The organism is Bacillus sp. Bvel1 (assembly GCF_014872755.1).
Lineage (GTDB): Bacteria > Bacillota > Bacilli > Bacillales > Bacillaceae > Bacillus > Bacillus velezensis.
This window is the reverse complement of the sequence record NZ_JAAOBZ010000006.1, coordinates 870,062-885,055: the sequence shown is the minus strand read 5'-3', so window position 1 is coordinate 885,055 and position 14,994 is coordinate 870,062. Positions and strand designations below refer to the sequence as shown.

Annotated in this window: 1 protein-coding gene; it reads right to left on the bottom strand. The window is 50.4% G+C overall.

Annotated features, from left to right (window positions below; all coding sequences use genetic code 11):
• Position 1: 1 nt before the first annotated feature.
• A complete protein-coding gene (locus tag HAP68_RS08340) occupies positions 2–14,956 on the bottom strand; it encodes a non-ribosomal peptide synthetase (protein WP_024085320.1) in 14,955 nt (4,984 codons plus the stop codon).
• Positions 14,957–14,994: the final 38 nt, after the last annotated feature.

Here is a 14,994-nt window from a genome sequence, read left to right as displayed (position 1 = left end):
GTTAAACCTCCACTTCATAGGTATCCCAGATGTTTGCCGCAGCTTTTTCGTTCGTTTCTTCTTTGCTGTCCGGCGAAATCAGCCGCTTATTTAATGCAGGCGGTGTTAAAGGGTGGCGCTTGATTCGGCGCCCTTCGTCTCCCTGCCACGCTTCCACAATGACGTGGGCATTTGTTCCGCCGTCGGCAAAGCAGTTAATTCCTGCCGCCGGCATTGGTGACGGCCAGTCTGCCAGAGTGCGGCTGAACTGAATATTGGCCTTTTCTCTATCAAAATGTGTGTTTTCATGCTCACCTGATAAAAACGGGATAAAGCTCTTTTCTTTCAGCATGAGAACAACCTTTATGAAACTTGCAATTCCTTCCGCGCAAAGCGGGTGCCCGATGTTCGGTTTCACAGATCCGATTCCGAGCGGGCCGGCGTCTTTTGAACGGTAGACGGATTGAATGGCCTTCAGTTCTAACAGATCCGTCACGACCGTGCCTGAACCGTTCGCTTCAATATGAGTAATGTCTTCCGGCTGTTTTCCGCTTTTTTCAAGAGCCGTCTTCATGACGGATTTTTGCGCTTCCAGACTCGGCGTAGCCGGGCCTGCCGTTCTTCCGTCATTATTGACGGATGCCGCCTTCACTACGGCATAAATAGAATCTCCGTCTGCAATGGCCTGAGACACGGTTTTTAAAAGAACCATTCCGACACCCTCGCCCAGCACGACTCCATCGGCGCGTTCGTCAAATACATGGAACGACTGCGCTTTACTTAATATGCCGCGCTGTTCAAATAATTTATGGGTTTCTTCTGATTCAAACAGGCTCACGCCGCCGACGACGGCCGCTTTTATTTCTCCTGTTACAAGAGCCTGCACGGCCATATTCATTCCGACTAAAGCAGAAGAACAAGCCGTATCGAGTACAACACTCGGGCCGCGCATATCAAAATATTGAGAGAGATTGGCGGCCAAATAATTCTGGCCCAGCGCGACGATCGGGTTTTTCGCATCCAGCAGTTTCTCTTCACCCGGTCTGTGACGGCTGCGTCCGCCGAGGTACACACCTATTGCTTCTCCCTTTATCTCATCCGGCGTATAGCCCGCGTGATACCACAGGTTAAGACATTCTTCCAGAGCGGCCAAAGCTTGAGGGTCCATTGCCTTTACATCTTCTTCAGCCAGTAAAAAGAAGTCCGGATCAAATTGATGAATTCCATCAAGCATTCCCGCGTAATAAGGCGTCTTCAACCCCCATCGCTCAGCCGGAACAGGACCGATAGCCGAACGGCCTTCAGCCAAAAGCGACCAGTACGCCTCTAAGGAAGCCGCCCCCGGAAACCGGCAGGACATGCCGACGACCGCGATATCTTCCCGGTGAATCTGTTTTTCGGCCGCCTCTTCTTGCACCTTAACGGCTTGTGTTACAATTACCGGCTCAGCCGGCTTCTTCATAACAGGCTCAGCCGCCGCCAAATCAAACCGTTCTGACAAAACTTCTGTATATCCTTCGAGAAGCCATTTTGCGAAAGATTGAATCGTCGGATATTCATACAGAATGGACGGGTCAAGCGATGCCGAGAGATTCCGATTGATCCGCTGCAGAAGCTGAGCAAGGATAATGGAGTCCACTCCGTAATCTTGGAATAATACGTCTGTCTCAAGCTGATCCTGGTCAATCCGCAGCTCTTCAGAAAATAATTCTTTCAGCCATTCTTCTGTTTTCCTTGTTAATTGAGCGTTGTCTGCGGCGGTATCAGCGGTTTTTTCCGCCGATTTTACCATAGCCGGGCTCATTGGCTGATCCTGCCTGCTCCGCCGCAGGAATCGCTCCGGTTTCCACAGCTTAGGATTCAGAACGGCCGGCAGCACCGGGCCCCTTGCTGATTCAAGAAGTATGCCGTCAAGGAGCTGTAACCCTTCTGCATTCGTGATGCTGTATAGCCCGCTCTCTTTATAAGCTTTGTTTGTTACTTCGCCCATTCCGGTTTCTTTCCAGTTCGGCCACTGAATGCTTACGATCGGCAGCTGCTCTTTGTATGAGTCTGCAAAATAGTCCATATACGCATTGGCCATGGCATAGTCGGCCTGTCCTGCCGAAAGCGCCGGTATCGCAGCTGACACAGAAGAGAACAAGACGAAAAACTTCAGCGGCTCTTCGCTGAGCACACTGTATAACGCCTGAAGCCCGTCTACTTTCGGCTCGAGCACGCGCTGTATGTCTTCATCGGTTTTTCTGATGAATGCGAGCGTCTCTTTATCGGTCACACCCGCGCAGTGAATCACGCCGCCGATAGGTCCGAGCGTCTGTTTGATCTGACTCAATTCCTGTCTCAGCCCGGCTTCATCAGCTAACGGGACTGACAATACCTTCACTTGTACACCTTTGGACTCCAAGTCGAGAACAGCTTCAATTTTCGCTTTTACAGAAGCCGTCACCCCATTCAGTCCGCCCGTCCACTCACTTCGCGGCGGAAGGGTCTCACGGCCTGTAAGCACCAGTTTTTTCACTCCGTAATGTTCGGCAAAATGGCGTGCGCATAAAAGGCCGATCCCTCTCGTCCCTCCGGTGATCAGAAGCACATGGTTATCCGGAAAATCAATTCTGTCGCCTTGCATATTCATATTTTCTGAGCCGCTCAATACGGCGCGGTAGCGCAAGCCGTCCCTCCGGCAAACTTCCGCGTCATCAGTACGGGCATGAAACTCATCGGCAATCTGCTTCGCCAGTTTGTCATCCGAAAGCGCTCCTTCAAGGTCGAGATGCCTTGAAGACAGATGACTGTACTCGCATGCCAGCATTCTGTACAGCCCGGCCCGTTTTGCTCCCGTTATTTGATTGGCCTTTTTCCCCATTGACTCAAGGTCTTTCGTGACACAAAGCAGTGTTATCCCTTCTTTATGCCCATGCTCAATCAATTGCTGAAGCCATTTGATACCGGTCATATCTCCAGAAGCTTCTTCTTTCGCTGCACCGAGAAGGTCGATGACTCCGCCAAACGCCTGCCAGTCATATTCACCGGTAAGGTCTGATGTTGTGATAATACGGTGATTCGGCATATGCGCTGCGATCTCTTCTGCGAGATTGATCGTGTCCCCGCCTGTCAAAATCGCAACGGAACGTGGGCACGGTTCACGCAGTTCGAGCGGGCTCGGTTCCCATTGTTTTGTCAGAATACGTTTCATCCGTTCCTCTGTATGGACCTTATTTTTGTCAGGATTCTCAGGCACCCAATACGTGTCTTTTGCGAACGGATAAGACGGAAGACTGAGTAAACGCGGCGTGCCCTTTTCATACAGCCGGTTCCAATTCAACACGCCGCCTTTCACCCATACCTCTGCCAGCTTGGCGAATTTTCCTTTTTTAATCCAGGCGTCAATGACGATGTCCATATCTTCATCTGCCGTGAACAAGGCAAACGTATCTTTATTGCGGTGAGACTGGCCGGTATACAGCCCGGCGATGTTTTTCTCATTTTTCGTAAATGCTTCCAGCTTTGTTTCCAATTCCGCCATCGTCGCTGCAAGAATGGCCAGGCGCTCTTCCATTTCGTCCCTTCCGGTTTGCAGCGTATAAGCGACGCCCGCCAAGTCTTGATCTGTATACGGCGTTTGACGGATCGCTTTTTGCAGCTGCTGCGCCTGTTCAAACAGTTTTTCTTTTGATTTGGCGGACAAAAGGATGATTGCCGGATTTTCCGGGCTGTGCTCAGGCTGCGCGGCTGCTTTCGGGACATACTCTTCAATGACGATATGGGCGTTGACCCCGCCGATGCCAAATGAGCTGACCCCGGCCCGGCGCGGAATCGCATTTCCGTTTCTATCTTTCGCTGCCGTCCATTCCTGATTTTCCCGCACGATGTAGAAAGGACTGTCATCGAGCTGAATGTACGGATTGATCGTCTCGCAATGCAGGCTTTTCACCAGCGTTTTGTGCTTCATTTGCAAAAGCACTTTCATGACGCCTGATACTCCCGCGGCAAGCTCTAAATGGCCGATATTGCTCTTGACCGAACCGATGCCGCAGCGGTGATCGGAGACTTCAGGCTCTTGATTTGTTTTCGCCAGCTCGTGAAACGCCGCTTTCAAACCGTTTATTTCAATCGGGTCGCCCAATTCCGTTCCTGTACCGTGCGCTTCAATATACGTGACGGTGCTCGGGTCCACTCCCGCTTTCCGATATGCTTTCACCAATAAATCAGCCTGCAGTTTCGGATTCGGCGAGGTTAACGTATTCGCCCGGCCGCCGTGGTTTTCAGCCGTACCGCGGATCACGCCGTAAATCGGATTGCCGTCACGTTCTGCATCTGTCAGTTTCTTCAGCATCAGAATTCCCGCGCCTTCTCCTCTGACATACCCGTTGGCATCTTTGGAGAAGGTTTTGCATTTTCCGTCTTTGCTGAGCATGCCTGCTTTGCTGTAGCTGATATGCGCTTCTTCCGTCAGAATCGTGTTGATTCCCCCGGCGATCGCCATGTCGCATTCTCCGTTTTCTATAGCGGATACCGCCCGGTGAATCGCAACAAGCGAGCTTGAACATGCCGTTTCAACCGGCTCGCTCGGCCCGTGAAGATTTAACAAATAGCTTAAACGGTTCGGACCGATGGAAGGAATCATGCTGCCTGTCGCCGCATGTCCTTCCGGCGCAAGACCTGCCCTTGTGAACAAATCTTTATAACCGGTATTTCCGGTGCCGATAAAGACACCCGTATTTGTGCCGGAAAGGCTTTCCGGCTTACAGCCCGCATCTTCTATCGCCCGCCATGCATAAGTCAATAACAGCCGCTGCTGCGGATCTAAATATTGGGCTTCCCGCGGTGAAATCCCAAAGAACAGCGGATCAAATTCAGCTATTCCGTCGATAAAGCCGCCCCACTTGATATTCGTTTTGTTCCTTTCAAGGTTCGGGTCGCCATCAAACGCTTGCCAATCCCAGCGTTCTTTCGGAATGGTTGTGATAGAATCTTTTCCTTCTTTCAGATTGCGCCAAAATTCCTCTATATCCTTCGCGCCCGGGAATCGGCCGCTGATTCCGACAATGGCAACCGGGTCCAAGCGGCGCGGCTCTTGTGCCGCTGCCCTAGCGTTCATTACCGTTGCGAAGCGCTTTTTCCGCTGCATTTTCGGTTTTTGGGCTTTTGGCTGCTCTTTTTTCGGAGACTCCTTCTTCTTTTCGCCGAAACGGCCCGGATGTTCTTTTGCCAAATATCCGGCGAGATTACTGATCGTTCCGTACTCAAAGAAAATCGTCGGCGCCAGCTCCAGCTGATACGCTTCATTTAATTGATTCGTAAAGACGGTAAAGGATACGGAATCAAAACCGTATTCACTCAGTTCCGTATCTGTATCAATGTCCTCACGGTCAACTTTTAAAATGCTGCTTACCATGGCTGTCAAAGCGGTGTGAAGCGCTTGAAGAGATTCTTCTGCATCGTGTTTTTCTTCCGGCTGAAAAGGAAGACCTCTTTCTGTTTCATCCGACAAATACTCTGCTAAACTGCGGATCGTCCCGTGCTCGAAGAAGATCGTCGGTGCCAGCTCCAGCTGATACGCTTCATTTAATTGATTCGTAAAGACGGTAAAGGATACGGAATCAAAACCGTATTCACTCAGTTCCGTATCAATATCAATCTCGTCTTGGCCGACTTTTAAAATTGAACTGACCAATCTGATAAGCGCACCGTGCCATTTGTCTCCCGAAACGGCGGATACAGGCTCTATTTTCTCCACCTGCGGCTTTTCAGTTTCAGAAACGGACAGGAACGACTGTTTTAATTTTGCTGCGTGTCCTTCAGCTGCTAAAAGCTGCGGCCTTTCCTGAGCCATTCCTTCATAAAATGCAGCCAGGCCTGACGCCTTTTGAAGCGGAACCATGCCGAAAGCTTTTTTCATCATTCTTTCCGTCTCGTCTCCCGCCTGCATACCGCCATCTTTCCACAGCGTCCAGTTAAAGGCGATCGTTTTTCCGTGCCGCAGGCCATTCTCCGTAAGGGATTGCCTGTAAGCGGCGTATGCATCCATAAACGCGTTGCCGGCGGCATAATCAGCCTGCCCGACATTGCCGAGAACGCCGGAAACACTGGAGAACAATACGAAAAAGTCAAGATTGCAGTCTTTGCTGGCTTCATCTAAATAAGCGGTGCCGATCACTTTCGGATCAAGCACTTCCCTGAACTCTTCCTTCGTTTTTTGCAGCAGGAAACGGTCTTGTATCACGCCCGCTGCGTGAATAATTCCGTTAAGCTCCCCGAATTCCGCCGTAATCTCTTTTATCAGCGCTTCATTTTCCCGCCGGTCTGCCGCATTCAGCTTTTTGTAGACGACATTTGCGCCTGAGTCCTGAAGCATAGCAAGTTCACGCTGTTTGGCTTCTGCCAGATTTGAGCGGCCGGTCAGAATGATTTTCGGGTGTTTTACGCGACCAGCGATTTCTTTTGCGAACATCAACCCCAGGCTTCCTGCGCCTCCGGTAATCAGATATACGCCTTCGTCCTTCCAGACGGCGCCGCCACCTGCAGGATGCATTTCTTCCCAAGCCTTCACATACCGTTTTTCTCCTGTATAACGGATATGTTTATCATGCGGCCGATGGCTGTCGTTTTTCAGTTTTTGAGCGGCAGCCGGCATTTCGCCGATTGATTCCATCTCGATGAGCTGACAGTCAAGTTTTCCGTATTCCAGCTCGGCTGTTTTTAACAAACCTGTTAACCCCGCAAACAATTGCTGGCTGCCGTCTGCTGAAATAACAGTCTGAATCAGAATGCGGCCCTGCCTTTTTTCGCTGATGATCCGCCGGATGTGTTCGGCGATTGTCTGCGCGTAGCCTTGGAAGCGTTCAGCGGCTGTTTCTCCCTCACCTTCTGCAATCAGCAGCTCGGCGTCTTTCAGGCCGGATGCCGCTTCATCTTTTATACGGCAGGCATCTTCACAAAGTATGATCAAATGCTCATCAGCATGGACAGAAGCTTTCTCGGATGCGGCGGCTTCTTTCCAAACCGGTGCAAACAAGACCTTTTCCGAGCCTGATGGCCGCTGAGCCGATTCTGCATCGCCTTCAAGCACTCTCGTAGAGAATCCTCTCACCTTCACGCAAAGCGCTCCTGTTTCGTCGAACAGGTCAATGTCGGCTTTCTGCACGGAATCACCGGTTTGATATCCTTCGCTGAAGCGTGCATGCGCCCGCATAGTCGGTGTGCATGGTTTGATGACTTCAAGGTATTCCAGCGCAAACGGCAGAATCAGCTTTTGTCCGGAAAACTCCTGCATAATGCAGATCGTCGCCGTCTGAATAGCCGAATCAATGATGCTCGGATGAAGCGTAAATTGTCCGTTCGTATGAGAAACAGAATCCGGAAGCTGTATATCCGAAAGCACTTCTTTCTCGCCGATAAAGGCGGACTTAATGCCTTGGAAGGCTTTTCCGTGGAACATCCCCCTGCTCCGGCCTTCCCGATAAAAGGCCGCCGGATCAAGAATGTCCGCTGTGCATCTGTTTTGTATGGCAGAAAGGTCGGCCTCAGGCTCTCGTTCAGCCTTTATGATTTCAGCCCGTCCTTGGCTGTGCAGCACTTCTTCATCGTCAGCGTTTACGCTGTAAATGTCATATGAGATGATGCCGTCCTCTTCAGGAAACAGCGCGATATGGACTTGGCGCTCTTGTTCGTGAACGACGATCGGTTTCATCCAGACGGTATGATGGAGCGTTATTCTGTCTTGGTCTTTTAATAAGCCGCCAAGCGCCCGTTTTACCGCTTCATAAGACATTTCCAAATATGCCGCTCCCGGCAGCACCGCTTTTTCCCTGACCACATGATCCTTCAGGAAAAATTCTGAGCCTGTAAACCGTGAGCTGAACCGCTGAACGGCCAAATCTGACGTATTTTGCTGCACAAGCGGGTGTAAAACTGAGACTCCGGTGTGTGCGGCAGATGTTTTCTTTTCTGCTTTTTTCGGCCAGTACGGCTCCTTTGCAAACGGGTAGACCGGCACGCTGATCCGTTTCGGATGCTTGTCTTTGTAAAGCTTGTGCCAATTAATGGCGACACCTTTACTCCACATTTCACAGAGCTTCGTTCCTTTTCCTTTCGCAAGCCATTTCTCAATGAGTTCAGCGCTGTCATCATCATCAGAAAGCCAGGCAATATCTTTTGCCTGCTGTTTTTCTCCTCTAAAGCAGCCTGTTACAGCCGGCTTATCATTGATAAAATCGGCAAGCTGCCGCTTGAGCTCCGCAGTGCCGCTTGTGATAAAGGCCGCGCGCTCTTCCATCGCTTCCCTTCCGACTTGGAACGTGTAGGCAAGATCAGCGAGGCCGGCGTCCGTTTTTCTTTCCAGAAAAGCCAGCAGCTGTTTTGCGTACTCCTTCAGACGATCTTTTTTTCTGGCAGACAACGGAATGATGAACGGACCGGCAGCGTCTGCTGCTTCGGATGCATCCGGATATTGTTCAAAAATCGCGTGTGTGTTTGTTCCGCCAAGACCGAAAGAGCTTAAAGCCATGCGGTGCGCTCTGTTCTCACGGGTTAACTCTTTCTTTTCTCCCGCTACGTAAAACGGAGAGTCTTCTAAATGAAGATTCGGGTTCGGCTCTTTGTAATTGATGCTCGGCGCGATTTCCTGATGATATAAGCTCATGACAACCTTGATGCAGCCCGCCATTCCGGCCGCTGTATCCAAATGCCCGAGATTTGTTTTGACTGAACCGATGCCGCAGTATTGTTTTTTATCTGTATATCGGCCGTACACCGATTGAAGTGCGGACAGTTCGATCGGGTCGCCGAGTTTTGTTCCTGTGCCGTGAGCTTCGACGTACGCGATCGTTTCAGGATGGATGCCGGTCTGATCAATGACCTTCTGAATGACCTCAGCCTGTCCTTTGACGCTCGGCGCATAAAATCCGACCTTATCCGCTCCGTCGTTATTGACGCCGATTCCGCGCAGCAGCGCATAAATATGGTCGCCGTCCTTAACGGCATCCGACGCTTTTTTCAAGAGCACGGCGCCGGCTCCTTCACCGCCGATCATTCCATCAGCAGCCGCGTCAAACGCTTTAATATGCCCGTCGCTTGAAAAATTCAGCCCCGGCTGATGAACATATCCGGCACTTGATTCCGTATGAAGGGTCGCACCGCCGACAAGGGCATACTTGGCTTCGCCGGACTGCAGGCTTTGAAAAGCCGAATGCAGGCCGATTAACGAAGATGAGCAGTTGGCATGGACAAAATAGCTCGGCCCTTTCAACCCGAGTTTATGAGAAATCATCGTCGGAATCGTGCCGCTTTGGGCAAGCACCCATGATACGTAGCCATCCGGCGTTTCCAGCTGTGCTGTCGTCTCCTCCGGCAGCAGGCTGCGGTAAGAGTTCGTGCTTGCAGACATATACACGCTTGTTTCCGGAATTTCTTTTGAGATATATCCCGCATCCTCGATTGCCTTCCATGAATGGAGCAAAAGCATTCTCAGCTGAGGGTCCATATATTCCGCATCTTTCGGTGAAAAGCCGAAGAAACCGGGATCAAACATTTCTTTCCCCTCTAAAACTGATTTAGCCGGAACGAAGCCGGGATGATCAGCCAGTTCTTCAGAAACACCGGATCGGCGGAGCTCCTCTTTTGAAAAGAAGGTGATGCTTTCTTTGCCTTCTTTGATGTTATTCCAAAATTCATAATGATCTTTTGCTCCCGGAAACTCACAGGATATACCGATAACCGCGACACTGTCCTCATAATAATCGGGAATTTCTCCCGCTGGGTGTTCCCGGTCTTCTGTATTCACTTTCTTTTGCGGCACAGGAGCCAAAACGGTTTCTTTCAGTTTTTGTTCTGTGATGTACCGGCTGATGTCTTTTACCGTCGCGTATTCAAACAGCTCCGTTACACTGAATTCACAATCCAGTTCCTGCGTCATCCGGTCAGTGACAGTCACGGCAAGAAGCGAATCTCCCCCCGCATCAAAAAAGCGGTCATCAAGCTCTATATCTTTGCTTTTCAATACATCCTGCCAAATCGCCAGCACCGCCTGCTGGATATGAGATGATGAAAATGTTTGTGTGTCCGGCTGCTTTTCCGTCAGATCGCGCGCAGCAAGAAGCTTGCGGTCAACTTTTCCGTTCGGTGTGAGCGGCAGCTCTTCAAGACGGATAAACGAAGCTGGCGTCATATAGGCCGGCAGCGCTTGTTTCAAATGATTGCGCAATTCCTTTGCAGACGGAAGCGGCTCTCCGTTTTTCAGGATATAAAATGCGCAAAGTTTTTCATTTCCGGAGTGATTGTTCACAACCACTACGCTTTCCTGTACGGCCGGATAGGCATTCAGCCGGCTCTCAATATCTCCGGGTTCAATCCGGTAGCCGCGGATTTTGACTTGGGTGTCCATCCGTCCCATGTATTCAATGCGGCCGCCGGGAAGAAAACGCGCCATATCGCCTGTTTTATAAAGCTTTGATCCCAATTCGAGCCGGTGGCTGACGAAAACGTTATCTGTCAGCTCAGGCTTGTTGAAATACCCTCTTGCCAATCCGTCTCCCGCAATACAAAGTTCTCCCGGCATCCCTTCTAAAACAGGGTTGAGAGCGGAATCCATAATATACACACGGGTATTGGCGATCGGGCGCCCGATCGTAAGCGCGCTCTCATTTTCCGTTATACGCTGCACCGCGGACCAGATTGTCGTCTCTGTCGGCCCGAACATATTCCAAGCCTCACTTTTCGTATCGAGAAACTGCTGCTTCAATTGTTCGCTAAGCGCCTCTCCGCCGCAAAGGATTTTCACTTTTTCTTCATTTGACCATCCGGAATGAAAGAGCATTTTCCACGTAAACGGCGTCGCCTGCATGATCGTCGGTTTGTACTCTTGAATCAGCTCTTTCAGCTTCCGTGCGTCTTTTGTGAATTCTGTCTTACAGATGTTGCACTCTGCTCCTTTGATTAAAGGGAGGTAAAGCTCCAGTGCCGCGATATCAAAGCAATATGTCGTGACGGCAAGCAGTTTGTCTTCGGACGTAAGCCCCGGTTCATTCGCCATCGAGATTAAGAAATTGGTCAGCGCCCGGTGCGGAATCATCACGCCCTTCGGTTTGCCCGTGCTGCCCGACGTGTAAATGACGTACGCCAGATCGTCAGGTGTCACTAACCGCTTCAGCGACGTTCTTTCCGCGGCTGTACTTTCAATACGAGACCAATCGCGGTCAATGGCAGTTGTCTGCACGCCTCCCCAGTTCAAGGAGTGCTCTAAATCAGCTGTCGTCAGACACATTGAAATCCTGCTGTCGGCGACCATATATTCCAATCTGTCAGCGGGATAAGAAGGATCAAGCGGCACATACGCTCCCCCGGCTTTTAAAATGCCGAGAAGGCCGACAGCCATATGCAATGAACGGTCTGTATAAATGCCGATGAGATCATCAGGGCCTGCACCGTGCGCCTGCAAATAGAGCGCCAGCTTCGTGCTTTTTTCATCAAGCTCACGGTATGTCAGCTTTTGCTGTTCATACACGACCGCACAAGCGTCCGGCGTTTCTGCCGCCTGACGTTCGAATAATTCATGGAAGCAGGCATCCGGATATTCACGGCTTGTCTCATTCCAAGTCTTAAGAATCATGTGCTCCTCTCTTTTTGTCATGAGAGAAACGTTCTCAAGCGGCATATCCGCATTCGCCGTCAAAGCTTCAGCGGCCTGTACAAATTGGCTGAAAAGTCTGGCCGCCCCTGCTTCGTCGAATAATTCGGTGCTGTATTTAATCGTAAGATCCATACCTGATGCTTCTTCCCACATTTCAAATACAAGATCATATTCCCCCTCCTGATGAATGTCTTTTACAAACTCACAGGAGAATTCCTTGTATTCATCCAGCATCGATTGATAGCTTGAATGCTGCAGAAAGTTCTGATAGAAAAAGGCATTGCTGAAAACAGGCGAACCGTTCTGCAGGGGTTTCGCATGCACATCACGCACCATTTTCGGAAACGGATAAAAGGAGTGATCCAGTCCGTCCAGAACGGCATCCTGCACCTTTTGAACAAAGTCAGCAAATGTTTCTTTTCGTCCGGCTCTGCTCCGTATAGGAAGCATGTTGAGGAAATGGCCGACCACTCCGTCAAAGCGTTCTTCAGGTCTGACCATTGCAGGCATGCCTGTCACAATATCTTCCTTATCCGTATATTTGCTTAAAAGCACCATATAGCAGCTCAGCATAACGGTAGACAAATGAATCGAACGGGATGCGGCAAACGCCGTTAGATTATTCAGCAGCCGTTCGGGAAAACGGCGTGTCAGCGTATCTTCTGTAAACTCCGGAACGCTGCTGTCCGTGCGCATCGGCGGAAGCTGAAGGTCAGGCAGATCGCCCCCGAGCTGTTTCATCCAGTAAGCGCGGGCAGCTTTGCTTTCTTCACTCGCTAAATACCGCTTTTCCCAAGCCGCGAAATCGGAATGAATGCCGGGAGCGGCGGCCGTAAACCCTTCTTTTCCCTCCAGCAGCGCCTGATAGTGATCCAGCAGACTGTGAATAAATGTAATGGATGAAAAACCGTCAAACACGATGTGGTGAATGACCGTCAAAAGATAATGTTCCGAGGCGGATTTTGAAAGCAGCTGCACGCGCAGCAAAGGCCCGCCTTCTTTGACAAACGGCTCTTTCACTTTTTTCCGTATCAGAGCGGGTATTTGTGATTCATTGACGTCAGAAATATCTTCTTCCGAGAATACAAAAGGATCTGCCGCTTCTATGAAATAAAACCCGCCGTCTGTTTCATTCACGGCGCTTTTGAGCATCGGATGCTGCTTTAATACGAGCTGAAACGCCTGTTTCAGTTTCTCTTTGTCGATTCCGGTTGTGAATCGGAAACAGAGCGGGACATGGTATGCAGTCGTTTCAGGCGACATTTTCTGCAATGTCCACAGCCCTTTTTGGACTTCTGAAAGCGCCGGCGCCGTTTGCCGTCTCTGCCGTTCTGCCGGCGGTTCGGCTTTTTGGGAATGATGCTCCGCTGACATGTTTGCCGCTTTTTCAGCAGTATAAGCCGCTAAAGCGCCAATCGTCGGGTTTTTGTGCAGCTCTCTTGCCGTCAGCCGGATGTGATACGTTTTTTCAATTGATCTGGCGAGTTTCATCATCTTGATGGAATTAACGCCAAGGCTTTGAAACGGTGTATTTGGATCAACAAGCTCATCCGCGATGGAAAGTTCCTCTTTCAGAAAACGGATAAAATCCCGTTCAATTTCTTTCTCTGCAGAAGCCGGGGCTGAATTGCCGCCTTCTTGTCTGTTATTATGTAATGAATCAAATTGCCCTTGTTCGAATGAATGTTTCAGCTGAGTGCGCTGGATTTTCCCGATTGCCGTCTTAGGAATGTCTTCTTTTGCGACCGGAAGCAGATAATCAGGGGTAACGCCGATTCTCTGTGTCACGTGCTGGTGAATGTGATGAAGAAGCTTCGTCATGCGGTTCTCATCCAATGGAACAGACGTCACAAAGAAAATCGCCAGCTCATCTGTCGTGCTTTGATTCGGCCGGACGGCGCATGCCGCTGTATATGACGTTTCAATTTCCGGCAATTCCTCAACGGCTGATTCAATGGCGTGGCTGTAATAATTCACACCGTTGATAATGATGGCATCTTTCGTGCGCCCCGTTATCGTCAGGCGGCCTTCACGCAGAAATCCGAGATCTCCCGTTTCAAACCAGCCGTCTTCTGTAAAGACACTCTCGTTTAAGTCCGGGCGCTCATAATATCCGCTCGTTACAGTCAGACCGGACACTTGAAAGCGGCCGATTTCTCCTTCTTCCACCACTTGATTGCGGTCATCCGTAATTCTCATATTAAACCCCGGGATCGGCAGACCGATCTCGACGAAACGATCGTCGTCACTCGTGTTTTCCAGTGTAAACTCATCTGAGAAAATAACGCCCGAAGACGTTTCGGACATTCCCCATGCGGGACGGATGGCATTAGCCGGCAGACCGTGCGGCTCTAAAAGCTCCATAATTCTGCGTCCGACTTTCGCCACCGCGGCCTCCCCGCCGTTCAGCATATAACGCATGGAAGATAAGTCCCATTTCCGCGTTTGAATCTCTTCTGCGAAATCGGCAAGCAGCCCAAAGGCAAAATTGGGGGCCCACGTGACCGAAGCGCGGTAATGATCAATCAGGTCGAGCCATTTTAAAGGATCCATCAAAATGGATTCGCTCGGTATGTTGATTTCCTCACATCCGAGATAAACATCACGAAGATGAAGCATTCCGATGCCGCCGACATGGTCAAAAGGCATCCAGTTAAACGTGACATCCTCACTTGTATAGCCCTGCATCTGAATATTTCCTTTGACCATGCAGACGATGTTTTCATGGCTGAGCATCACGGCTTTCGGCGTGCCCGTGCTTCCCGAGGTCAAAAGCAGCATCGCCAAATCTTCCGGACGGGGATGATGACAGTCCGTATCCATTTCATGCGCACTGAGATCTTCTGCCGCCAAAGCGCAAAACCCGGAAAGCTCCTGCTCCTCCGCCCATTCAGTCATCTCCGGCAGCACTTCACGGCTTGTGATGACATACGGCTGATTCAAAAGCGTCCAGGCGTCTTTCAGTTTTTGCGTCCCGCTGTTCATTTCTGTATAAGCCGGAGCGGCCGCAAGCGGAACCGGGATCGCTCCTAAAAAAACACAGCCCCAAAACGCAGGAATCAGCTGGGAATTGTCACTGAGCTGTAATATGACTTCATCCTGAGCCTTCACTCCTGATTGGCGGAGCCCTTTCACAATCGAAAGAGCGATCTTTTTCAGGCCGCTGTAAGTCTGGTACACTTTGGTGCCGTCAGGCTGTATATATGTGATGCCCTTTTGATCTCCCGCTGCCGCGGCGGTTTTGTGCAGGACTTCAGGAATCGTCATCGGCTGATCCGCTGAAAGCCGCAATGGTTTTCCGTAGCTGACAGATGGCTTGAGTAACCCGCTTGCCTTCATATCACTTTTCATAGAGCTGCCTCCATTTCATCTGTATGTAAGATGTATGT

What these genes read in the sequence shown, in the direction of transcription:
- HAP68_RS08340 (WP_024085320.1), bottom strand. Translation starts at nt 14,956, where the DNA reads ATGAAAAGTGATATGAAGGCAAGCGGGTTACTCAAGCCATCTGTCAGC.